At 71.4% G+C, this 23,769-nt stretch carries 18 protein-coding genes; 2 read left to right on the forward strand and 16 right to left on the reverse strand.

Annotation, left to right across the window (positions count from 1 at the left end; genetic code table 11):
* Window positions 1-63: 63 nt before the first annotated feature.
* From serA to ACWD4O_RS40480, 6 genes are all read right to left on the reverse strand, one after another.
* Window positions 64-1,653, reverse strand: a complete 1,590-nt coding sequence (gene serA / locus ACWD4O_RS40455) for a phosphoglycerate dehydrogenase (RefSeq protein ID WP_450950741.1) — start codon at window positions 1,651-1,653, stop codon at window positions 64-66.
* A 225-nt stretch (window positions 1,654-1,878) separates the two neighbouring features.
* The gene (gene ilvC, locus ACWD4O_RS40460) at window positions 1,879-2,877 is read right to left on the reverse strand and encodes a ketol-acid reductoisomerase (RefSeq protein ID WP_358806558.1); all 999 of its coding nucleotides are present in this window, start codon (window positions 2,875-2,877) and stop codon (window positions 1,879-1,881) included.
* Window positions 2,878-3,007: 130 nt separating this feature from the next.
* Window positions 3,008-3,532, reverse strand: a complete 525-nt coding sequence (gene ilvN, locus ACWD4O_RS40465) for an acetolactate synthase small subunit (protein ID WP_351916523.1) — start codon at window positions 3,530-3,532, stop codon at window positions 3,008-3,010.
* Between the two features lie 22 nt (window positions 3,533-3,554).
* Entirely contained in the window at window positions 3,555-5,402 is a 1,848-nt protein-coding gene (locus ACWD4O_RS40470; protein WP_451288045.1) for an acetolactate synthase large subunit, read from the reverse strand.
* Window positions 5,403-5,657: 255 nt separating this feature from the next.
* On the reverse strand, window positions 5,658-8,717 hold the full coding sequence (locus ACWD4O_RS40475; RefSeq protein ID WP_451288046.1) for a putative bifunctional diguanylate cyclase/phosphodiesterase: 3,060 nt from the start codon (window positions 8,715-8,717) through the stop codon (window positions 5,658-5,660).
* A 384-nt stretch (window positions 8,718-9,101) separates the two neighbouring features.
* Window positions 9,102-10,067, reverse strand: a complete 966-nt coding sequence (locus ACWD4O_RS40480; RefSeq protein WP_451288072.1) for a 2-hydroxyacid dehydrogenase — start codon at window positions 10,065-10,067, stop codon at window positions 9,102-9,104.
* 88 nt (window positions 10,068-10,155) lie between these two features.
* Here ACWD4O_RS40480 and ACWD4O_RS40485 point away from each other — a divergent pair, with 88 nt between their 5' ends.
* Window positions 10,156-11,154: an aldo/keto reductase gene (locus ACWD4O_RS40485; RefSeq protein ID WP_451288047.1), complete on the forward strand. Its 999-nt coding sequence runs from the start codon at window positions 10,156-10,158 to the stop codon at window positions 11,152-11,154.
* Window positions 11,155-11,327: 173 nt separating this feature from the next.
* On the forward strand, window positions 11,328-12,500 hold the full coding sequence (locus ACWD4O_RS40490) for a PQQ-dependent sugar dehydrogenase (protein ID WP_451288048.1): 1,173 nt from the start codon (window positions 11,328-11,330) through the stop codon (window positions 12,498-12,500).
* A gap of 129 nt (window positions 12,501-12,629) precedes the next feature.
* Here the strand turns inward: ACWD4O_RS40490 and ACWD4O_RS40495 are convergent, their stop codons facing one another.
* The 10 genes from ACWD4O_RS40495 to gatA all read right to left on the reverse strand — a co-directional run bounded on the left by ACWD4O_RS40495 (window position 12,630) and on the right by gatA (window position 23,768).
* Window positions 12,630-12,818 carry a DUF6191 domain-containing protein gene (locus tag ACWD4O_RS40495; protein WP_351916513.1) on the reverse strand — a complete coding sequence of 63 codons (189 nt, stop codon included), beginning with the start codon at window positions 12,816-12,818 and terminating at the stop codon, window positions 12,630-12,632.
* Between the two features lie 32 nt (window positions 12,819-12,850).
* Entirely contained in the window at window positions 12,851-15,895 is a 3,045-nt protein-coding gene (locus tag ACWD4O_RS40500) for an ATP-binding protein (RefSeq protein WP_451288049.1), read from the reverse strand.
* A 119-nt stretch (window positions 15,896-16,014) separates the two neighbouring features.
* The gene (locus tag ACWD4O_RS40505) at window positions 16,015-16,224 is read right to left on the reverse strand and encodes a hypothetical protein (protein ID WP_451288050.1); all 210 of its coding nucleotides are present in this window, start codon (window positions 16,222-16,224) and stop codon (window positions 16,015-16,017) included.
* 198 nt (window positions 16,225-16,422) lie between these two features.
* A complete protein-coding gene (locus ACWD4O_RS40510) occupies window positions 16,423-17,022 on the reverse strand; it encodes a hypothetical protein (RefSeq protein WP_451288051.1) in 600 nt (199 codons plus the stop codon).
* A 35-nt stretch (window positions 17,023-17,057) separates the two neighbouring features.
* Window positions 17,058-17,633, reverse strand: coding sequence for a GNAT family N-acetyltransferase (locus tag ACWD4O_RS40515; protein ID WP_451288052.1), 576 nt, complete (start codon window positions 17,631-17,633; stop codon window positions 17,058-17,060).
* The gene (locus ACWD4O_RS40520; protein WP_451288053.1) at window positions 17,611-19,875 is read right to left on the reverse strand and encodes an MMPL family transporter; all 2,265 of its coding nucleotides are present in this window, start codon (window positions 19,873-19,875) and stop codon (window positions 17,611-17,613) included. Before ACWD4O_RS40520 ends, ACWD4O_RS40515 begins: the two co-directional genes overlap by 23 nt.
* A gap of 184 nt (window positions 19,876-20,059) precedes the next feature.
* Complete coding sequence (locus ACWD4O_RS40525; protein ID WP_451288054.1) at window positions 20,060-20,413, reverse strand: hypothetical protein; 354 nt, start codon at window positions 20,411-20,413, stop codon at window positions 20,060-20,062.
* An 86-nt stretch (window positions 20,414-20,499) separates the two neighbouring features.
* Complete coding sequence (gene gatB / locus ACWD4O_RS40530; RefSeq protein WP_451288055.1) at window positions 20,500-22,014, reverse strand: Asp-tRNA(Asn)/Glu-tRNA(Gln) amidotransferase subunit GatB; 1,515 nt, start codon at window positions 22,012-22,014, stop codon at window positions 20,500-20,502.
* 15 nt (window positions 22,015-22,029) lie between these two features.
* Window positions 22,030-22,269 carry a hypothetical protein gene (locus tag ACWD4O_RS40535; protein WP_351916502.1) on the reverse strand — a complete coding sequence of 80 codons (240 nt, stop codon included), beginning with the start codon at window positions 22,267-22,269 and terminating at the stop codon, window positions 22,030-22,032.
* The gene (gatA, locus tag ACWD4O_RS40540) at window positions 22,266-23,768 is read right to left on the reverse strand and encodes an Asp-tRNA(Asn)/Glu-tRNA(Gln) amidotransferase subunit GatA (protein WP_451288056.1); all 1,503 of its coding nucleotides are present in this window, start codon (window positions 23,766-23,768) and stop codon (window positions 22,266-22,268) included. Before gatA ends, ACWD4O_RS40535 begins: the two co-directional genes overlap by 4 nt.
* Window position 23,769: the final 1 nt, after the last annotated feature.

The following is a 23,769-nucleotide window of genomic DNA, read 5'->3' on the forward strand; positions in this document are numbered from 1 at the left end:
CGAGGCCCCTTCAGGGCCGAAGCGGGGGCCTGGGGGCAGCAGCGCCCAGACCGGGCGGCAACCTCAGACGAGGTTCACCGCACGAGCAGACGTCGCGCCGATCTCCGTCGCGACCTCCGCCAGCACCCCGGCGGGAACCGTGTCGTCGACGGTCAGGACCGCCAGCGCCTCGCCGCCCGCAGCCGCGCGGGCGACCTGCATACCGGCGATGTTGATGCCCGCCTCGCCGAAGACCCGGCCCACGGTGCCGACGACGCCCGGACGGTCCTCGTAGTTGAGGACGACCATGTGGTCGGCGAGCGCGAGGTCGACGTCGTACTCGCCGACGGCGACGATCTTCTGGAGGTGCTTCGGACCGGCCAGCGTGCCGGAGACCGACACCTCCTCGCCGTCCGAGAGCGTGCCGCGCACGGTGACGACATTGCGGTGGTCGGCCGACTCGGAGCTGGTCGTCAGCCGCACCTCGACGCCGCGCTCCTGCGCGAACAGGGGCGCGTTGACGTACGAGACGGTCTCGTCGACGACGTCCTCGAAGACGCCCTTGAGGGCGCTGAGCTCCAGCACCTTCACATCGTGCTGGGTGATCTCGCCGTAGACCTCGACGTCGAGGCGGACCGCGACCTCGCCGGCGAGCGCGGTGAAGATCCGGCCCAGCCGCTCGGCGAGCGGCAGACCGGGCTTGACGTCCTCGGCGATGACTCCGCCCTGGACGTTCACCGCGTCCGGCACGAGCTCACCCGCGAGGGCGAGGCGCACCGAGCGCGCGACCGCGATGCCGGCCTTCTCCTGCGCCTCGTCGGTGGAGGCGCCGAGGTGCGGGGTGGCGACGACCTGGTCGAACTCGAACAGCGGGGAGTCCGTGCAGGGCTCCTTCGCGTACACGTCGAGGCCGGCGCCGGCGACCCGGCCCTCCTTCAGCGCCGAGTACAGCGCCTCCTCGTCGACGATCCCGCCGCGCGCGGCGTTGACGATGCGCACGCTCGGCTTGACCTTGCGCAGCGCCTCGTCGCCGATCAGACCGACCGTCTCGGGGGTCTTCGGCAGGTGGACGGTGATGAAGTCGGAGACCTCGAGCAGCTCGTCCAGCGAGAGCACCTTGACGCCCATCTGGGCGGCGCGCGCGGGCTGGATGTAGGGGTCGTACGCGACGACCTTCATGCCGAAGCCGGACATGCGCTGCGCGACGAGCGCGCCGATGCGGCCGAGGCCGACGACGCCGAGGGTCTTCTCGGCGAGCTCCACGCCCGTGTACTTGCTGCGCTTCCACTCGCCGTTCTTCAGCGCGGCATTGGCCTGCGGAATGTGGCGGGCGGTGGCGAGCAGGAGTCCGCAGGCCAGTTCGGCGGCGGTCACGATGTTGGAGGTCGGGGCGTTGACGACCATCACGCCGGCCTTGGTGGCGGAAGGCACGTCGACGTTGTCCAGGCCGACGCCGGCCCGTGCGACGACCTTCAGCTTGCCGGCGGCGGCGATCGCCTCCGCGTCGACCTTGGTGGCCGAGCGGATCAGGATCGCGTCGACGTCGGCGATGGCGGGGAGCAGTTCGGCTCGGTCCGCTCCGTTGCAGTGCCGGATCTCGAAGTCCGGGCCAAGCGCGTCCACAGTCGCGGGCGACAGCTCTTCAGCGATGAGTACGACAGGTTTCGAGCTCACGTGAGTCCTCACAAGTCCAATGCGTGCGGACGGCCGTCCCGACGGCCGCAGGCGGAGGAGGTGCTAGCCGCGTGGAGACGCACGACGCTGTGGGCCTGTAACGCGTATGTAGTCCAGCAGTCTAGTGCTGCCACAGAGGTCGCCTTACGCCTCCGCGGAATGATCACCCGGGCAGAGCCCCGCGACGGCGCCCCGGAACCGGCGGCGCCGTCGCGGACCCACGGCTTACGCCTCTTCGTTCACCCAGCTCATCAGCTTGCGCAGCTGCTTGCCGGTGGTCTCCAGCAGGTGCTCGGAGTCGGCCGTCTTGTACTCGTTGTACTTCTTCAGACCGCCGTGGTACTCGTCCATCCAGTTCTGCGCGAAGGTGCCGTCCTGGATCTCCGCGAGAACCTGCTTCATCTCGGCCTTGGTGGCGTCGGTGATGATGCGCGGGCCGGTGATGTAGTCGCCCCACTCGGCGGTCTCGGAGACGCTCCAGCGCATCTTCTCCAGGCCGCCCTCGTACATGAGGTCCACGATCAGCTTCAGCTCGTGCAGGCACTCGAAGTACGCGATCTCCGGCTGGTAGCCCGCCTCGACCAGCGTCTCGAAGCCCGCCTTGACCAGCGCCGAGGTGCCACCGCACAGCACGGCCTGCTCACCGAACAGGTCGGTCTCGGTCTCCTCGGTGAAGGTCGTCTTGATGACGCCCGCGCGCGTGCCGCCGATGCCCTTGGCGTACGACAGCGCCAGCGCGAACGCGTTGCCCGTCGCGTCCTGCTCGACCGCGGCGATCGCGGGGACGCCACGACCCTCCTCGTACTGACGGCGCACGAGGTGACCGGGGCCCTTCGGGGCGACCAGGGCCACGTCGACGCCGGCCGGGGCCTTGATGAAGCCGAAGCGGATGTTGAAGCCGTGCGCGAAGAACAGCGCGTCGCCGTCCTTCAGGTTCGGCGCGATGGACTCCTCGTAGACCTGGGCCTGGATCGGGTCCGGGATCAGGATCATGATGACGTCGGCCTCGGCGGCGGCCTCGGCGGGCGTCACCACGCGCAGGCCCTGCTCCTCGGCCTTCGCCTTGGACTTGGAGCCCTCGTGCAGACCGACGCGGACGTCGACGCCCGAGTCACGGAGCGACAGCGCGTGCGCATGGCCCTGGCTGCCGTAACCGATGACCGCGACCTTGCGGCCCTGGATGATGGACAGGTCGGCGTCGGCGTCGTAGAACAGCTCGGCCACTTTGGGTTCTCTCCTTGTGTGCAGGTGTTGCGTCCCACCGTATGACGGCGGGCGGAAGGGAAGTCTCGGGGTCTCGGTATACGGGCGGGACACGGACGGGTCGGTGACGCCGACCCGTCCGTTCCCATACTTACGCCGACCGGTCGAGCGCGCGCAGCGAACGGTCCGTGATCGAACGGGCGCCGCGGCCGATCGCGATCGTGCCGGACTGGACCAGCTCCTTGATGCCGTACGGTTCCAGCATCTTGAGCATGGCGGACAGCTTGTCGTGGCTGCCGGTGGCCTCGATGGTCACGGCCTCCGGGGAGACGTCGACCGTCTTGGCACGGAACAGCTGGACGATCTCGACGATCTGGGAGCGCGTCTCGTTGTCGGAGCGCACCTTCACCAGAACGAGTTCGCGGTGAACGGCCGTCCCGGGCTCCAGTTCGACGATCTTCAGCACCTCGACGAGCTTGTTGAGCTGCTTGGTGACCTGCTCCAGCGGCAGGGCGTCGACGCTCACCACGATCGTGATGCGGGAGATGTCGGCGTGCTCGGTGACGCCGACGGCGAGCGAGTCGATGTTGAAGCCCCGGCGGGAGAACAGGGCGGCGATCCTGGCCAGGATGCCCGGCTTGTTCTCCACCAGGACGGAGAGCGTGTGCTTGGACATGTCTTCTTTACGTCTCTCTCGCTCAGTCGTCTTCGTTGTCGCCGAAGTCGGGGCGGACGTCCCGGGCGGCCAGGATCTCGTCGTTGGAGGTGCCTGCGGCGACCATCGGCCACACCATGGCGTCCTCGTGGACGATGAAGTCGATGACGACCGGGCGGTCGTTGATCGAGTTCGCCTCTTCGATGACCTTGTCGAGGTCGTCCGGGGACTCGCAGCGGATCGCGTAGCAGCCCATGGCCTCCGACAGCTTCACGAAGTCGGGGACGCGGGTGCCGCGGGCGTCGGGGTTGACGTCGTTCGGACCGCTGTGCAGCACGGTGTTGGAGTACCGCTGGTTGTAGAACAGGGTCTGCCACTGGCGGACCATCCCGAGGGCGCCGTTGTTGATGATGGCGACCTTGATCGGAATGTTGTTGAGGGCGCAGGTGGTGAGTTCCTGGTTGGTCATCTGGAAGCAGCCGTCGCCGTCGATCGCCCAGACCGTCCGGTCCGGGGCGCCGGCCTTGGCGCCCATCGCGGCCGGGACCGCGTAGCCCATGGTGCCCGCGCCGCCGGAGTTCAGCCAGGTGGCGGGCTTCTCGTAGCGGATGAAGTGGGCGGCCCACATCTGGTGCTGGCCGACGCCCGCGGTGAAGATCGTGTCCGCCGGGGCGAGCCGCCCGATGCGCTCGATGACCTGCTGCGGGGAGAGCGAGCCGTCGGACGGCTGGTCGTAGCCGAGCGGGTAGGTCTCGCGCCAACGGCTCAGGTCCTTCCACCAGGCGCTGTAGTCGCCCTGCTGGCCCTCGCTGTGCTCCTTCTGGACGGCCTGGACCAGATCCGCGATGACCTCGCGCGCGTCACCGACGATCGGCACGTCGGCGGCGCGGTTCTTGCCGATCTCGGCCGGGTCGATGTCCGCGTGGACGATCTTGGCGTGCGGCGCGAAGCTGTCCAGCTTGCCGGTGACGCGGTCGTCGAAGCGGGCGCCGAGGGCGACGATCAGGTCGGCCTTCTGCAGACCGGTGACGGCGGCCACCGAGCCGTGCATGCCCGGCATGCCCAGGTGCTGCGGGTGGCTGTCGGGGAACGCGCCCAGCGCCATCAGCGTGGTGGTGACGGGCGCGCCGGTCAGCTCGGCGAGGACCTTCAGCTCGGCGGTGGCGCCGGCCTTGAGGACACCGCCGCCGACGTACAGGATCGGCCGCTTGGCGGCGGTGATCAGCTTGGCGGCCTCGCGGATCTGCTTGGCGTGCGGCTTGGTCACCGGGCGGTAGCCGGGCAGGTCCATGACCGGCGGCCAGGAGAACGTCGTCTTCGCCTGGAGGATGTCCTTGGGGATGTCGACCAGGACCGGGCCGGGGCGGCCGGTGGAGGCGATGTGGAAGGCCTGCGCGATCACCCGGGGGATGTCCTCGGCCTTGGTGACCAGGAAGCTGTGCTTGGTGATCGGCATGGTGATGCCGACGATGTCCGCCTCCTGGAAGGCGTCCGTGCCGATCGCCTTGGACGCCACCTGGCCGGTGATCGCCACGAGCGGCACCGAGTCCATGTGGGCGTCGGCGATCGGGGTCACCAGGTTGGTGGCGCCCGGCCCTGAGGTGGCCATGCAGACGCCGACCCGGCCGGTGGCCTGCGCGTATCCGGTGGCCGCGTGACCCGCGCCCTGCTCGTGCCGGACCAGGACGTGGCGGACCCTCGTCGAGTCCATCATCGGGTCGTAGGCGGGCAGGATCGTACCGCCGGGAATGCCGAATACCGTCTCGGCGCCGACCTCCTCGAGCGAACGGATGAGGGACTGCGCACCCGTCACTTGCTCGACGGACGCGGAGTGCTGTCCTCCGGATCGGGGCCGTGGCTGCGGATGGGCCCCGGTGGCCTGCTCGGTCATCGGCATTCTCTTCTCGATGCTGAGGGTTTTACTGAGGGTTTTGCTGGGTTCTGCTGGGGGTCTTACTGGGGTGCTGCGGGTTTTGTGCAACAAAAAACCCCTCGTGCCAGAAGGCAAGCGAGGGGAGCGCGCCGGGTGTGGGTCGCTGTGCGTTCCGGGTCCTCCCGGACGTCACCAGCGTCAGCCGACGCGCTTTCCAAGTACGAGAATTCGGGTGCGCATGGCATTGACCCTCCCCCTGGCGCGCACCGACTGTCAAGTGGGTGGGACGGGAGTCTCATTATGTGAGCGAAGGGCACTTCCGCTCCCCAGGACGGCGGTGACACCGGCGGTCACCCCACTGGTGTACACCCCCGCGCCGCCGCCCGCGAACGCGGGCTCGGCGGGCCCGTGCGGCACCGGATAGCGGCCGGTCGCGAGCCCCCGGCGCAGCCGGTACTCGTCGAGCGGTCCGGAGAACGCCATGCCCTGGCCGTGCGTGCAGCCCAGCGCGCGCAGGGCGACGACCTGTTCGGGCAGGTCCACGCCGTCGGCCACGGACTGCAGCCCGAGATCGCCCGCGATCCGCAGCAGCCCGCCGGTGATCTTGTGCAGCCGCGCGGACTCGACGACCCCCTCGACCAGCGAGCGGTCGAGCTTGAGCACGTCGACGGGGAGTCGCCGCAGCGCCGTGAAGGTCGCGTAGCCGCTGCCGAAGCCGTCCAGGGCGATGCGGACGCCGAGGCGCCGCAGGGCCCCCAGCCGGCGCTCCAGCTCGTCCAGCGGCACCCTGGGGTCGGTGTCCGACAGCTCGACCACCAGCGACCCGGACGGCAGCCCGTGCCGTGTCAGCAGGGCCTCCACCGAGCCCAGCGGCATCGACCGGTCCAGCAGCCGCCGGGCGCCCACCCGTACGACCACCGGCACGGTCAGCCCGCTCGCGGCCCGGTCGGCGGCCTGTTCGACGGCCTCCTCCAGCAGCCAGCGGTCCAGCTCGGCGGTCTTGTCGCTGTCCTCCGCGACCCGCAGGAACTCGGCGGGCGTGAAGAGCACCCCCTGGGAGGAGCGCCAGCGGGCCTGCGCGGCGACCGACGAGATCCGGCCGTCCTCCAGGCGCACCACGGGCTGGTGCAGCAGGGCGAACTCGCCGTCGTGCAGCGCGGCACGCAGCCGCGTGGCCAGCTCCGCCTTGCGTACGACGTCCTGCTGCATCTGCGGCTTGTACAGCTCGACCCGACCCTTGCCGCCCGCCTTGGCGCGGTACATGGCGAGGTCGGCGTTGCGCAGCAGCTCACCGGCGCCGAGCCCCGGTTCGGCGAAGGCGACGCCGATGGACGCGGCGACCCGGACCTCGTTGCCGTCGATCAGATAGGGCTGCGAGAGCGTGAGCCTGAGGCGGTCGGCGAGTTCCAGTATGTGGCGTTCCCGGGCGGCCCGGTCGCGGGTGCCGTCGCCGACGATCAGCGCCGCGAACTCGTCGCCGCCCAGCCGGGAGGCGGTGTCGCCCTTGCGGACCGCGTCCTGGAGCCTGCGGGCGGCCTGGACCAGCAGTTCGTCCCCGGCCGCGTGGCCGATGGTGTCGTTGACGGCCTTGAAGCCGTCGAGGTCGATGAAGAGGACCGCCGTGTTGCGCAGCGCGGGGCCCCGGTCGGAGCTGCGGCGGCCGGACAGGGCCTGCTGGACGCGCCGGGTGAACAGCGCGCGGTTGGGCAGGTCGGTGAGCGGGTCGTGCTCGGCGTTGTGCTGGAGCTGCGCCTGCAGGCGGACGCGTTCGGTCACGTCCCGGCTGTTGAAGATCAGGCCGCCGTGGTGCCGGTTGACGGTCGACTCGACGTTGAGCCAGCCTCCGTCGCCGGAGCGGAAGCGGCACTCGATGCGGGTCGTGGGTTCGTCCTGGGGACTCGCGGCGAGGAAGCGGCGCACCTCGTGCACCACGCAGCCCAGGTCCTCCGGGTGGATCAGGTTCGCCAGTTCGCTGCCGACCAGCTCTTCCGCGGGCCGGCCGTAGACCCCGGCGGCGGCCGGGGAGACATAGCGCAGGATGCCGCTGGGGGCGGCGATCATGATGACGTCGCTGGAGCCCTGCACCAGGGAGCGGAAGTGGTTCTCCTTCTGCGCCAGTTCCTGGGTGAGGGTGATGTTGTCGAGCAGCATGATCCCCTGGCGCACCACCAGGGCGAGCACCACGGCGCCGCCGGTCAGCAGCACCACACGGTCGACGCTGCGGCCGTTGAGGACGTTGTAGAGGATCCCCAGGGTGCAGACGGCCGCGGCGAGATAGGGCGTCAGCGCGGCCAGGGACCCGGTGATGGGGCGGGTGACCGGATACCGGCCGTGATCGCCGCCCTGGGGAGGCGGCTGCGCCGACGGATCGGCGGCCGGGTGAGCGGCCGGGCGCGACGGTCCGTGCGGGTGACCCCCGGTGCGCTGGCCGGGTACGTGCTCGTGCACCACACGCGTGTGCCCCTCGTCCGATGCCGGTCCCTGCCGGCGGGAAGCGGCCCAGGGCGCGTACGCCAGGAGCAGCGAGCCGGCGAACCAGCCCGCGTCGAGCAGTTGGCCCGAGCGGTAGTTGTTGTGCAGCAGCGGTGAGGTGAACAGGGCGTCGCACATCACGGTCAGCGCGAGTGCGCCGACGGCCGTGTTGACCGCCGAGCGGTTCACCGCGGTACGCCGGAAGTGCAGCACCAGCACCATGCTCACCAGGGCGATGTCGAGCAGCGGATACGCCAGCGACAGCGCCGCGTGCGCCACGCTCGGCCCGTCGAACTTCGCCGCCTGGGCGAGCGCGAGGCTCCAGGAGAGGGTGAGCAGCGAGCCGGCGATCAGCCAGGCGTCCAGCGCCAGACAGACCCAGCCCGCCTTCGTCATCGGTCGGGCGGCGAGCACGAGAAGTCCCACGATGGCGGGGGGCGCGAAGCAGAGGAAGAACAGATCGGCGAAGCTGGGGCTGGGCACGGGCCGCCCCAGGACCACCTCGTACCACCCCCAGACCGCGTTGCCGAGGGCCGCCATCGCCGAGGAGAGCGCGAACAGCAGCCAGGCGGGTCGAAAGCGGATGCGGCGGGTGCGCGCGTACAGGAAGCACGAGACGGCGGCGGTGCCCGCCGCGGCGCTGAGCCCGAAGTCACCCATGATCAGAGCGAGTTCGTCCGAGCCCCAGCCGAGCGCGGAACCGACGGCGTATCCCGCGCACAGCAGGGCCAGGAGCAGTTGGTGGACGAGGTTGGATGCGGGGCCGCCCTTGGCCGGCGGCACGGTGCGTGGCGTCCCCGTCGAGGGCTGCGTCCGCAGCTTTCCGTCGAGGAGAGTCGTGGAGGTGGTGGGCGAGCTCACCGGGTCCTCCCGGTCCGCGTCGCTCCCGAATCCCTCGGGTCCGAGAACGCCGGCTGTGCGTGGCTCCTGTGGCGGTGAGTGTCGTGGCCGTGCCTGCGCGCGGCCGAGCGCCAGGGTCGCCGCCGGCGGCTCCGCCGCGTCGGATCGTTCGTCCATAGGCCGTGCATCGCCCGTCGCCCCCCTCACAAGTCTGAAATGTCCATCCCTCACGCCGAAAGTGCGCGGCGCAGCCCCTGTCGGGACGATACACCAGTCTCGTCACTCAGGGACATAGTTCCTCTACGCTGCGTGACGATCATCGGCATATGCGCCCGGAAGAGGTACGGACCGCGTCCGGGGGACTGCGGAGGGTGCCCGAACCGGACTACGGGAGTGCCGAGGCCGTCACGATCCGTTCGCCGTGCCCGTCGTAAGGATCACGTTCCGCAGCGGCTCCCGGTTCACGAAGCGGCTCAACTGGTCCACCAGCAGGCGCTTGGCCCGGGGCAGGAAAGCGGAGGTGGGGCCTCCGACGTGCGGGCTGACGAGGACGCCCGGCGCGGTCCACAGCCGGTGGCCCGGGGGCAGCGGTTCGGGGTCGGTGACGTCCAGCGCTGCGGTGATGCGGCCGGTCTCCACTTCGGCGAGCAGCGCCTCGGTGTCGACGACCGCGCCGCGGGCCACGTTGACCAGCAGTGCGCCGTCCTTCATCCGGCCCAGGAAGGGGGCGTCGACCAGGCCGACGGTGCTCTCGGTCAGCGGCGTGGACAGGATCACGACGTCCGCCTCGGGGAGCAGGGCGGGCAGTTCGGCGATCGGATGCACAGGCCCGCGCGCCGTCGTGCGCCAGGAGCGCGCGACGCGCGCCACCCGCGCCACCTCGAAGGGCACGAGCCGGTCCTCGATGGCGGAGCCGATGGAGCCGTATCCGACGATGAGCACGTTCTTGTCGGCGAGCGCGGGGTGGAACCCGCTCTGCCACAGCCCCTTGTCCTGGGCGCGCACGAAGTCGGGGATGCCGCGCAGGGCGGCGAGGGTCAGGGTGAGCGCGAGCTCGGCGGTGCTCGCCTCGTGCACCCCGCGCGCGTTGCACAGCCGCACACCGGGCACGAGATCCGCCAGCTGCACGCTGACGTCGTCGACGCCGGCGCTGAGCGTCTGCACGACCTGCAGGCGGCGCATCTGCCGCAGCGGCCGTACCTTGACGGACTGCTGTTTCAGGTAGGGCACCACATAGAAGGCACAGTCCGCGGGATCGCCCGGGAACTCCTGGTCCCCGGCCTCTCCCCCGTCCCAGAAGCGGTAGTCGAGCCCCTCGGGAAGACCGTCGATGTCTTCGGGCGGAAGGGGCAGCCACACGTCGAGTGCCATGTCAGAGCTCATGGTCAGGAGGCTATGTCAGGCACACGTCGACACAGAGGTTAGGTTGGGGGGTCTGGAGAGGGAGGGTTTCGGGCAGGTGGAGCGCAGGAGGATCGGCGCGGGGGCGCTCGAGGTGGGGTCCGTCGGACTCGGGTGCATGCCGATGAGCTGGGCGTACAGCGGGTCGCGGCAGCGGGGCGACGAGTCGCTCAGGGCGGTGCACCGGGCGCTGGATGCGGGTTCGTCCCTGCTGGACACCGCCGACATGTACGGCCCGTTCACCAACGAGCTCCTGGTGGGGCGGGTGTTGAAGGAGCGGCGCGAGGACGCGTTCGTGTCGACGAAGGTCGGTCTGCTCGTCGGTGAGCAGCACGTCGTGGCCAACGGCCGTCCCGGGTATGTGAAGCGGGCCTGCGACGCCTCCCTGCGCCGGCTGCAGACGGACGTCATCGACCTCTACCAGCTGCACCGTGCCGACCCCGAGGTTCCGGTCGAGGAGACCTGGGGCGCGATGGCCGAGCTGGTGGCGGCGGGCAAGGTGCGGGCGTTGGGGCTGTGCGCGGTGGGGGCGCGGGGCGGTCGGCGATCCGGTGGGCGGCTGCACGACGGAACGATTCGGCAGCTGCGGCGCGTGCAGCAGGTCTTCCCGGTGAGCACGGTGGAGGCGGAGCTGTCGGTGTGGTCGCCGGAGGCGCTGGACGACCTGCTGCCGTGGTGCGCGGCGCGGGGTGTCGGCCTCATGGCGGCGATGCCGCTCGGCAACGGCTTCCTCACCGGCACGCTGACCCCCGGCGAGGGCTTCGAACCCGACGACATGCGGGCCCGGCACCCCCGGTTCACCGCCGAGATGATGGCCGCGAACCAGCCGATCGTCGCCGGTCTGCGCCGGGTCGCCGCCCGGCACGGGGACGCGGTGACAGCGGCGCAGGTGGCTCTTGCCTGGGTGCTGGCGCAGGGCCGGCACGTGGTCCCGGTGCCCGGCGCCAAGCACGAGCGCTGGGTGGCGGAGAACGCGGAGGCGTCCGCGCTGCGGCTGACGCCGCAGGACCTGGCGGAGGTGGCGGAACTGCCGGGGGCACGGGGATCGTGGGAGTGAGCGCCGCTTTCGGGTGCCGCTTCGGTTCCCGCTTCGGATCCTGCTTCAGGTCCCGCTTCGGATCCTGCTTCAGGTCCCGCTTTCGGGTCGGTCGACGCGGATCGGGAACCCCTGAGGCGTCTGCGGCGTAGGACAGGTGGGGCCCGCCGAAGGCGCCTCCGTGCCGAAGGGACATGATCGTGCAACGTCGAGCTGTGTCGGCCGTGTTGGCCACGAGCGCACTCCTGCTGACGGCCGGCTGCTCCTCCGAGGGCGGAGGAACGGCCGGGGCGGCCGGAAGCGCCTCGCCGGGAGGTACGACGACGGCGTCCGCGTCCTCGCCGTCCCCGTCCGCCGAGGAGACCCCGCCCGCGAAGGGCACGGTCAAGGTGGTGCGTACCGTCGCCGAGGGCCTGAACAGCCCCTGGGGCCTCGCTCCCCTCCCCGAGGGCGGCCTGCTGGTCGCCTCACGCGACGAGGGGACGATCACACTGGTGGACGAGGAGACGGGCGAGAAGAGCGGGGTCGGCGAGGTGCCGGGCGTCTCCGCCGCGGGCGAGGGCGGCCTGCTGGGCCTCGCGCTCTCCCCCGACTACGCCTCGGACCACATGGTCTACGCGTACTTCACCTCGGCCTCGGACAACCGCATCGTCCGCATGATCTACGACGCGAAGCGGCCCGCCGGGGACCGGCTGGGAGCGCCCGACACGGTCTTCAAGGGCATCCCGAAGGGCACGATCCACAACGGCGGCCGGATCGCGTTCGGCCCGGACGGCATGCTGTACGTCGGCACGGGCGAGAGCGGCGACCGGGGTCTGTCCCAGGACAAGAAGTCCCTGGGCGGCAAGATCCTGCGGCTGACCCCGGAGGGCGAACCGGCCCCCGGCAACCCGTTCCCGGACTCCGCGGTGTACTCGTACGGCCACCGCAATGTGCAGGGTCTGGCCTGGGACTCCAAGCAGCGCCTGTTCGCGTCGGAGTTCGGCCAGAACACATGGGACGAACTGAACGCGATCGAACCGGGCGCGAACTACGGCTGGCCGGAGGCGGAGGGCGAGTCGAAGGACGACGCCTACAAGAACCCGATAGCCCAGTGGGGCACCGACGACGCCTCTCCCAGCGGCATCGCCTACGCCGAGGGCTCGATCTGGATGGCGGGGCTGAAGGGACAGCGCCTGTGGCGCATCCCGCTGAAGGGCACGGCGGCCTCGGCGGACCCGCAGTCCTTCCTCGAGGGCGAGTACGGCCGGCTGCGCACGGTGGTGTCGGCGGGCGGCGACAAACTGTGGGTCACGACCAGCAACACGGACGGCCGCGGCGACCCGAAGCCGGGCGACGACCGAATACTGGAGCTCCAGGTGAGCTGACCCGCTCCGCTGGAGACCAGGAGACCAGGAGATCCGGTACCTCGTCAGCGGGTCCGTCGTGGCTGGTCGCTCCCCCACTCTCGGCTTCGCTCGAGCGGGGGGACCCCCATCGCGGCGGAGCCGCAGATGTCACAGCCCGCGCCCCTTCGGGGCGCCGTCCTCGGGGGCCCGCACCACGACCTTGCCGGACGCGAGGTCTATCGGCCCGCGCCCGGGATCGGCGTCGCCGACGTCCTCCCGGGTCAGCTCCAGCCTGTTCTGCTCGTCCCGGGTGTGCTTGCGACCCGGTGAGAACAGTTCCTCGAAGGCGTTGAACATCGCTGTTCCCTCCTGGTGGCCTGCCGCCGCCATTATCGCGCCACCACCCCCTCCCCCGCCCCCGGCGGGAACAAGTCCAGTCGGTGGGCGAGGGCTGCCGCCTCTCCGCGGCCTGTGACATCGAGCTTGGAGAGGATGTTCGAGACGTGGACGCTTGCGGTCTTCGGGGAGATGAAGAGCTCCTCGGCGATCTGGCGGTTGCTGCGGCCTACGGAGACCAGGCGCAGGACGTCGCGTTCACGGCTGGTGAGGCCGAGGGCCGTGAGGGGGTCGGCGTCGGGGTCCGGGCGGCCCGGGGTGAGGGGCAGGGAGAACCGGGCGCGCCGGGCGAGCAGGGTGACGGCCTCGGCGACCGGGCGGGCGCCGAGGTGGGTGGCGACCGCGTGGGCGAGGCGGAGCAGTTCGGCGGCGCGGTCGCGTTCGTCCTCGCCGCCGACGGAGAGGAGGGCCTCGGCGAGGCGGTGCCGGGTGCGGGCCAGGTCGTAGGGGCGGTCCAGGCGCTCGAAGGCGGCGACCACCTCGGACCAGTCGTCCGGGTCGGTGCGGCCCTCGGCGCGCAGGAGTTCCGCGCGGACCCAGCGTTCGTGGGCCTGCCAGACGGGGGCGAGCGTGGCGAGCTGCTTGGCGACGGCGCGGATCCGGTCGAGGAGTTCGGCGCGGCCCGGTTCGGCGGCGGGCAGTGCGCGGGCGTCGCCCTCCGCGGAGGCGGCGGCGAGCAGCAGGGGCCAGGCGTAGTTCTGGGTGCCGGGCGGGAAGTCGCGGTCGAGGACGGGTGCGAGGCAGGCGCGGGCGTCCAGGGGGCGCCCCTCGGCCGCGGCAAGTCCGATGGCAAGGCGGGCGAGGGGGAAGTGGTGCTGGGGCGCGTGTTCATGGGCGGCGAAGAAGTCATGCCCGGCGGCGAGTCGGCGATCGGCCTCCGTGAAGTCGCCCCGCGCGAGGGCGAGTTCGGCGCACAGGGCGGCGTGCGTGCCGCGGATCGCCACGCCCTGGCCGAGCCGTCCGGCGAGGGCGCAGGCGCGGTCGGCCTCCTCCCAGCGGCCCAGCGAGAACAGGGACTCGGCGAGGTTGCTCGCCATCCAGGCCTCGGTGTCGGGCAGTCCGTGCCGTTCGGCGAAGGCGAGGCCCTTCTCCAGGATCGGGACGGCCTCCCTGGAACGGCCGACCGCCTCCAGTTCGGAGGGCAGGTTGACGTAGGCGTTGAGGGCGACGGGCGGCATGTCCTCGGCGAGGGCCCGTTCCCTGACCTCGTACAGCTCCGCGAGCCCGGCCTCGATATGGCCGGCGTGGACCATGAGGACGCCGAGGATCTGGCGGGCGTTGAGCTCGGTCTCGCGGGCGCCGACCAGGCGGGCGTACTCCACGGCCCGCTCGGCGTCGGCGTAGGCGTCGGGGCCGGGGGCGTGGAGCATGGACCAGTTGGCGATGTGCATGAGCACCTCGGCGTGCACCTCGCTGGGCGGCTGACCGCGCACCAGCTCCTGGGCGGCGGCCAGCTCCCCGCGGCCGCTGCCCCGGCCCAGGGAGCGCATCAGCCGGGAGCGCTGTACCCAGAACCAGGCGGAGCGCAGGGGGTCGTTGTCGTCGTCCAGCAGGTGCAGTGCGCGCTTGGTGATCTTCAGGGCGCGTTCGCGTTCGCCGCAGTAGCGGCCGGCGACGGCGGCCTCGGCCATGAGGTCGAGGTAGCGCAGCGGGGTGGTGGCCGGGTCGCAGCCGCAGGGAGGGAAGGATTCGGTGTAGTCGACCGGGCGCAGGGCGGCCCGGATGTCCTCGGGCGCGGTCTCCCACAGTTCCATCGCGCGTTCCAGGAGCCGCAGTTGTTCGCTGTAGGCGCGCCGGGAGCGGGCCTCGACGGACGCGTCCAGGACGGCGGGCAGGGCTTTCGCCGGGTCGTGCGCGTGGTACCAGTAGCTGGCCAGCCGCATGACGCGCTCTTCGCCGGGGACGAGGGTCGGGTCCGCCTGGAGGGCTTCGGCGTAGCGGCGGTTGAGGCGGGAGCGTTCGCCGGGCAGGAGGTCGTCGCTCACGGCCTCGCGGACCAGGGAGTGGCGGAACCGGTAGCCGTCGCCGGCGGGGGTGGCGAGCAGGAGGTTGGCGTTCACGGCGGCGCGCAGGGCCTCGATGAGCTCGTCCTCGGCGAGCCGGGCGACGGCGTCGAGCAGCCGGGACTCGACGGTGGAGCCGCCCTCGGCGACGATCCGGGCGATTTTCTGAGCGCCCTCCGGCAGCGCCTCGACACGGACCAGCAGCAGGTCGCGCAGGGTGTCGGTGAGGCCGGTGCGACAGCCCTCGTGGGCGGCGACGGCGAGTTCCTCGACGAAGAAGGCGTTGCCGTCGGAGCGTCGGAAGATGTCGTCGACCTGGTCGGGGTCGGGTTCCTGGGCCAGGATCCCGGCGATCTGGCGGCAGACCTCGTCGCGGGTGAGGCGGGCGAGGTCGAGCCGCCGGACCGTGCGCAGCCGGTCGAGTTCGGCGAGCAGGGGGCGCAGCGGGTGGCGGCGGTGGATGTCGTCGGCGCGGTAGGTGGCGAGGACGACCAGCCGGCCGGTGCGCAGGGTGCGCAGCAGGTAGGACAGGAGGTGGCGGGTGGAGGCGTCGGCCCAGTGCAGGTCCTCCAGGGCGAGGACGACCGTGCGGTCGGCGGCGACGCGTTCCAGGAGGCGGGCGGTGAGTTCGAAGAGCCGCGCCATGCCCTCCTCGTCGTGCCGGCCGGTCCCGCTGCGGCCCAGCTCCGGCAGCAGCCGGGCGAGTTCCTCCTCCTGACCGGCCGCGGCGGCGGCCAGTTCGTCCGGCAGAGCCCGGTGCAGGGCGCGCAGGGCGGTGGAGAACGGGGCGAAGGGCAGTCCGTCGGCGCCGATCTCGACGCAGCCGCCGAGCGCGACGACCGCGTCCCGGCGGTGGGCGGCCGTGGCGAACTCCTCGACGAGCCGGGTCTTGCCGACCCCGGCCTCACCGCCGATGAGCAGTGCCTGTGGCTCTCCCGCGGCGGCGCGGGCGAGCGCGTCGTTCAGGGTGTCCAACTCGTCGGCGCGACCGACGAAGACGGGGCTGACGGACCTGGTCTCCACGGGGGCGAGCATGGCACGCGGGGGTGCGGGCGGCCCAGCGGTTATCGCCGGGCCGCCCGGGCTCCCGAGGGGAGGGCGGCCGACCCCCGTGCGGCCGCCCTCCGCCACTGCGCCCGCCCCGGCGCGGGGGTTCACGCCGGCCGGGCGAACCGGAGCCGGCGGAGGCGGCCGGTATGCGATTCGCTCTCGGCCCCGCCGTCCGACCGTTCGGCGGCGGCGCGTTCGGCGGCCTCGCGGCGGGCGGCGCGGGCGCTGCGGACGGCCTCGCGGACCTGCAGCTCGTGTGCGGCCCGGCGGAGGAGTTCGGCGGAACGGGCCTGCTGAAGCTCGTACTCGTACATGGTGGGTGTCCCCTGAGGTCGGTTTTTCCGGCTTCGCTTGTTGCGATGCCTCAACCTTCGTCTCCCAGGGGGGTCCGCCACATCGGGAGAGTTCCGCATCTTCGGCGGCGGGCGGGGCCTTAGACGCGCCTGAGGGGTCTTAAGGCCCGCCGTAAGGTGCTTACGGCGGGCCTAAGACCCCTCGTGACGTGCGGGAACTCAGCTCGCGGAGGGCAGGCCGAGCAGCGCGTCGGTGTACTTCAGGACGGCGAGGAGCAGTCCGATGACGCCGAGCGCGACGCCGGCCCAGGAGACCGACTTGATCCAGGTCGCCTGGGGACGGGCGGGGTTGCCGAAGGCCGGGCGGGCCAGCACGACGACGCCGACGACCAGCGCGGCCAGCGCGAACAGGCCGGCCCACAGCGCGGTGGTCTGCCAGGCGTCGCCGTAGACGGCCTGGATCTGCGTGGCGACGCTCGCGGAGGACGAGGTCTCCAGCTGGCCGACGAGGGTCTGCCGGGCCCCGGCGACCGTGCCGATCCAGCTGCCGGTGAGCGACACGAAGCCGAGGACGGCGGCGACGACGGCGCCCGCGCCCTGGCCGACGCCGGTCGGTCCCTGCTCGGCGACGAGCTCGTCGGCGCCCTCCTCGAAGTCCGCGGCCTCGTCGGTCTCCTCGGTGTCGGCGGCCTCGTCGCTCTCCCGGGGCTGCGTCACCTCGTCCGAGGCGTCGGTCTTGGTGACGTCCACCTTCTTGTCGTCGGTCTTCGCCTCGGGGCCGGTCTCTGCGCCGGCCTCGTCAACAGTCTTGGTTCCCATACCTCGCACCGTACGGACGCTCTCTGAGAGGTCCCTTAATGATCGTTGTGAGCGCCGCGCGCGCGTGCGTCGCGCCACTCCTGGGCCAGCACGGACCACACTTCGAGGTCGTGCCGCACCCCACGATAGGGGTAGGCCTGCCGGTGGACGCCGTCGCGGGTCATCCCCAGCCGCCGGGCGACGTTCAGACTCGGTGTGTTCCCCGCGGCGGCCACCCACTCGACGCGCTGCATCCCGCGCTGCTCCACGGCGAAGTCGATCAGCACCCGGATGGCCCGGGTGATCAGCCCGCGGCCGGTGCCGTCGGGTTCCAGCCAGCAGCCGACCTCGCAGTTCGCCGCCTCGGCGTCGAAGTTCAGGAAGAGCACCCCGCCGACGAGCGTGCCGTCCTGCCAGATGCCGTGCAGCGAGCCGGTGTCGGCGGCGCGCATGTCGGCGTACCGCTGCAGCGCCTCCCGCGCGCCGGCCACGTCGGTGGCCTTGGAGCCGAACGGGACGTACTGGTTGATGAACTCCCGGCCGCGCTCCAGGTGCGCCAGGAACTCCTCGGCGTGCCAGGGTTCCAGGGGGCGCAGTTCCGCTCCGTCGTCACCCAGCGATATCGCGTACATCGGGCCGCGGCTCCTTCTCCAGTGCCTCCACTACCTCGGTGAGCCTCTCATGGGCGGCGCGGGTCTCGGGCGGCTCGATGCTGATCCGCGGCAGCCGCCGGTCCAGCCAGCGCGGCAGCCACCAGTTGGCGCCGCCGAGCAGGTGCATGAGGGCGGGGACGAGGAGGGTGCGCAGGACGAACGCGTCGAGGGCGACGGCCGAGGCCAGCGCGATGCCGAACATGGCGATCACCCGGTCGCCGCTGAGGACGAAGGCGAGGAAGACGGAGATCATGATGACCGCGGCGGAGTTGATCACGCTGCCGGTCTCGGCGAGGCCGATCCGGACGGCGCGCCGGTTGTCGCCGGTCTCCAGCCACTCCTCGTACATCCGGCTGACCAGGAAGACCTGGTAGTCCATGGAGAGGCCGAACAGCACCGACACCATGATCACGGGGAGGAAGGGCTCGATCGGCCCCGCCCGGCCGAGGCCGAGCAGCTCGCTCCCCCAGCCCCACTGGAAGATCGCGACGACGACCCCGAAGGCGGCGGCCACGGCGGCCACGTTCATCGCGGCGGCCTTGAGCGGTATGCCGACGGACCGGAACGCGAGCAGGAGCAGCAGACAGCCCAGGCCGATGACGACGCCCACGAAGAGCGGCAGTTTGCCGACGATGACGTCCGCGAAGTCGTCGTAACCGGCCGTCACGCCGCCGACGTGCACGTCGAGGGAGGTGCCGGCCTCGGCGCGGGGCAGTACCTCGGTGCGCAGCCGGTCGACGAGTTCGCTGGTGCGCTGCGACTGCGGGGCGGACTCCGGCACGACGGTGAGATACGCGGTGCGGCCGCCGGAGTCGAAGGTCACCGGGGTCACCGACGCCACGCCCTCGGTGGTGCGCAGGGCGAGGTCCAGGCTGTCGAGGGCGAGCCGGTCCTCGGCGCCGTGGACGGAGGTCACCAGCGTCAGCGGACCGTTGACGCCCGGGCCGAAGCCTCCCCCACTCTCGGCTGCGCTCGAGCGGGAGGTGCCCCCAGCGAGGAGGTCGTAGGCCTGGCGGGTGGTGGCCGACTTCGGGTTGTTGCCCTGGTCGGAGGTGCCGAGGTGGAGGGCGAAGGTGGGCAGCGCGAGGACGGAGATGACGCCCAGGGCGATGGCGCCGAGCAGTTTGGGGTGGCGCTCCACGAACGCCGACCAGCGGGCGGCGAACCCGGCCGGCACCTCCGGCTGGGGCCCGTGCTCGGCGAGCCGGCGGCGCTCGCGGCGGCTGAGGGCGCGCATGCCGATGAGGGACAGCAGCGCGGGCAGCAGGGTCACGGAGGCGGCGACCGTGAGGACGACGGTCAGGGAGGCCGCTATCGCCACGCCGTTGAGGAAGCTCAGGCGCAGGATGAACATGCCGAGCAGGGCTATGCAGACGGTGGCGCCCGCGAAGACGACCGCGCGTCCGGTGGTGGCGACGGCGTGCGTGGCGGCCTCGGTGACCGTGAGCCCCCGTTTCAGCCCGCGCCGGTGCCGGGTCACGATGAACAGCGCGTAGTCGATGCCGACGCCGAGGCCGACGAGCATGCCGAGCATGGGCGCGAAGTCGGCGACGGTCATGGCGTGTCCGAGCAGCACGATGCCGGCGTACGCGGTGCCGACGCCGACCAGGGCGGTGGCGATGGGCAGCAGCGACGCGGCGAGCGAGCCGAAGGCGAGGAACAGCACGACCGCGGCGACGACCACGCCGACGACCTCGGCGAGATGCCCGCCGGAGGACTCGGTGAGCCCGATCGCGGTGCCGCCCAGCTCGACCTGGAGCCCGTCGGTCCCGGCGGCCCGGGCGGCGTCGACGACGGCTTGTGCCTGGCCCTCGTCGAGGTCCTCGGCGCGGTCCTCGAAGACGACGACGGCGTAGGCGGTGCGCCCGTCCCTGCTGATCTGTGCGCTGCCCTGGTCGTCGTAGGGGCCGGCGACGGAGGCCACGCCGGGCAGGTCGGCGATCCGCTCCAGCGTGCCGGTCATGGTCTGTTCGACGTCGGCGGCGCGGACGGTGCCCGAGGCGGTGTGCCAGACAACGGTGTCGCTGTCCCCTCCGAGATCCGGGAAGCCCGCCTCGAGGAGCTGGGTGGCGCGGCCGGACTCGGTGCCGGGGACCTCGTAGTCGTTGGAGTACGCGGAGCCGGTGACGGCGGCGGCGCCGGCCGTGGCGCCGAGGGCGAGGAGCCAGAGCAGAACCGCGAGAAGGCGGTTGCGAACACACCATCGTGCGAGGGCTGCCACTGGTGCTCCCGGAGGCCGAATTGTGGATCTTTGACCGGGAACCGTCGTGCCTGAACTGAACAGCCCGCAAAGAACTTATGAGCGATGTGTGGTCACTCTCGCAGGCGCTGAAGATCGTTTGATGCGGTAGTGCGTCTTTTCACAAGAGTGCGAGTCTTGTCACAGGACAATAACGGCGACGGTGTCAGTCGGCCTGGTCGCCGAACGCCATCACCATCACGCCGGCGATCAGCAGCCACAGGGCGCGCCGGGTCCGGCCGCGGGAGCCCAGCAGCGCGGCGAGGGCGCAGACGGCGGCGCCGAGGGCGTAGGCCGCCGGGACGAGGGCCGGGGAGGAGCCGGTCAGGCGCAGCAGGGACGCGGCGAGGCCGGCGAGGGTGAGCAGCGCTCCGGTGCCGGTCGCGGTCCAGCGGGCCCGCCGGGCGTCCTCGAAGTCGAGTTCGTCGTCCGTGTCCGTGTCCGTGTCCTCGATGTCGCCGTCCTTCGTGTCGCCGTCCTCTATGTCGCTGTCGGGGTCGGAGTCGGTTCGTGCACTCATGGCGGGCGAGCGTAGCGCGTCGGGCTGAGAACGGGAGAAGGGATGCACCGACGAGTCAATGCATCCCTTCTTGAAGCTGCCGGGTCTCAGCCCTCGCTGACGCCCAGTTTCTCCAGGATCAGCTCCTTGACGCGGGCCGCGTCGGCCTGTCCGCGGGTGGCCTTCATCACGGCGCCGACGAGGGCGCCGACGGCGGCCACCTTGCCGCCGCGGATCTTCTCGGCGATGCCCGGGTTGCCGGCGATGGCCTCGTCGACGGCCGTGCCGAGCGCCGAGTCGTCGGAGACGACCTTGAGCCCGCGCTTGACGACGACCTCGTCCGGGGTGCCCTCGCCCGCGAGGACGCCCTCGATGACCTGGCGGGCCAGCTTGTCGTTCAGGTCCCCGGAGGTGACCAGCTCGGCGACCCGGGCGACCTGCTCGGAGGTGATCGCCAGCTCGTCGAGGGACTTTCCGGACTCGTTGGCGCTGCGGGCCAGTTCGCCCATCCACCACTTGCGGGCGGAGGCCGCGTCGGCGCCGGCGTCGATCGTGGTGACGATCAGGTCCAGCGCACCGGCGTTGAGGATCGACTGCATGTCGGTGGCGGAGACGCCCCAGTCGGCGATCAGCCGGCCCCGGCGGGCCAACGGCATCTCGGGCAGCCCGGCGCGGATCTCCTCGACCCACTCGCGGGACGGGGCGACCGGCACCAGGTCGGGCTCCGGGAAGTACCGGTAGTCCTCGGCCTCCTCCTTCACGCGGCCCGAGGTCGTCGACCCGGTGTCCTCGTGGAAGTGGCGGGTCTCCTGGATGATCGTCCCGCCGCCGTTCAGGACGGCCGCGTGCCGCTGGATCTCGAAACGGGCCGCACGCTCCACGGACCGCAGCGAGTTCACGTTCTTGGTCTCGCTGCGGGTGCCGAACTTCTCCCGGCCGTGCGGGCGCAGCGACAGGTTCACGTCGCAGCGCATCTGGCCCATCTCCATCCGGGCCTCCGACACGCCGAGCGCCCTGATGACCTCGCGCAGCTCACGGACGTACGCCCGGGCGACCTCGGGGGCGCGCTCGCCCGCACCCTCGATCGGCTTGGTGACGATCTCGATGAGCGGGATGCCGGCGCGGTTGTAGTCCAGCAGGGAGTGGGACGCGCCGTGGATACGGCCGGTGGCGCCGCCGACGTGCGTCGACTTGCCGGTGTCCTCCTCCATGTGGGCGCGCTCGATCTCCACACGGAAGGTCTCGCCGTCCTCCAGCTGCACGTCGAGGTAGCCGTTGAAGGCGATCGGCTCGTCGTACTGGGAGGTCTGGAAGTTCTTCGGCATGTCCGGATAGAAGTAGTTCTTCCGGGCGAACCGGCACCACTCGGCGATCTCGCAGTTCAGCGCGAGACCGATCTTGATCGCCGACTCGATGCCGATCGCGTTGACGACCGGGAGCGCGCCGGGCAGGCCGAGGCAGGTGGGACAGGTCTGCGTGTTGGCATCCTGACCGAGTTCGGTCGAACAGCCGCAGAACATCTTCGTCTTGGTGCCGAGTTCGACATGGACCTCGAGGCCCATGACGGGGTCGTACGACGCCAGTGCGTCCTCGTACGACTCCAGGTCGGTCGTGGTGGTCACGGTGAAACTTCCCTCTCAGCCCAGCAGGACGTCGTCGTCGCCCAGCCGCTTCAGCTCGCGGTACAGGATGGCGAGGCCGGTGACGATCGCGGCCGCGGAGACGGCAGCGTCGATGAGCCGCAGCGTGTCGTTCTCGGCGCGGGCCTTCTTGATCTGCTTGGCCACGCCGAGCGCGCCAAACGCGGTGCCGGCCATGGACAGGTACGTGCCGGACTTGGACTTCTTGAAGCCCTTGGCCTTGTTCAGTGCACTCACAGCGACGGAGCCTCCTCGAGGAGCGGGTGACCCCACCTTTCCACGAAGGCGGCCTCGACGGCGGCGCCGACCTTGTAAAGCCGGTCGTCCTTCAGCGCCGGGGCGATGATCTGCAGCCCGACCGGGAGGTTGTCCTCGGGGGCGAGACCGCAGGGCAGCGACATGGCCGCGTTGCCCGCCAGGTTGGTCGGGATGGTGCACAGGTCGGCCAGGTACATCGCCATCGGGTCGTCGGCGCGCTCGCCGATCGCGAAGGCGGTGGTCGGGGTCGTCGGGGAGACGATCACGTCGACCTGCTCGAAGGCCTTCTCGAAGTCGCGCGTGATGAGCGTGCGCACCTTCTGGGCGGAGCCGTAGTAGGCGTCGTAGTAGCCGCTCGACAGCGCGTACGTGCCGAGCATGATGCGGCGCTTCACCTCGGGGCCGAAGCCCGCCTCACGGGTGAGGGAGGTGACCTCCTCGGCCGAGTGGGTTCCGTCGTCGCCCACCCGCGCGCCGTAGCGCAGGCCGTCGAAGCGCGCCAGGTTGCTGGAGCACTCGGAGGGCGCGATCAGGTAGTAGGCCGACAGGGCGAGGTCGAAGGACGGACAGTCCAGCTCGACGATCTCGGCGCCCAGGTCCTTCAGCAGCGCGACGGACTCGTCGAACCGCTGGATGACGCCGGCCTGGTAGCCCTCGCCGCGGAACTGCTTGACGACGCCGACGCGCATCCCGGCGACGCTGCCGTTGCGGGCGGCCTCGACGACCGGCGGGACGGGCGCGTCGATCGACGTCGAGTCCAGCGGGTCGTGCCCGGCGATGACCTCGTGCAGCAGCGCCGCGTCCAGGACCGTGCGGGCGCAGGGCCCGCCCTGGTCGAGGGAGGAGGAGAAGGCGACCATGCCGTAGCGGGAGACCGCGCCGTACGTCGGCTTCACGCCGACCGTGCCGGTGACGGCGGCCGGCTGGCGGATGGAGCCGCCGGTGTCGGTGCCGATGGCGAGGGGCGCCATGTGCGCGGCCAGCGCGGCGGAGGAGCCGCCGCCGGAGCCGCCGGGGATCTTGGTGAGGTCCCAGGGGTTGCCGGTCGGGCCGTAGGCGCTGTTCTCGGTGGAGGACCCCATGGCGAACTCGTCCATGTTGGTCTTGCCGAGGATGACGACGTCGGCGGCCTTCAGCCGCTTGGTGAGCGTCGCGTCGTACGGCGGGATCCAGCCCTCGAGGATCTTCGAGCCGACGGTCGTCGGGATGCCCTCGGTGGTGAAGATGTCCTTGAGCGCGAGCGGGACGCCGGCCAGCGGGCCGAGCTTCTCGCCCCGCTCCCGCTTCTCGTCGACGGCGCGGGCCTGTGCGAGTGCGCCCTCGCGGTCGACGTGCAGGAAGGCGTGCACCTTCTCGTCGACCGCCTCGATGCGCGCCAGGTGGGCCTCGGCGACCTGGACGGCCGTGAGCTCGCCGGAGGCGATCTTCGCGGCGGTCTCGGCGGCGGTGAGCTTGATGATGTTGACGTTGTCCGTCATG

This window comes from Streptomyces sp. NPDC002623, assembly GCF_053592635.1.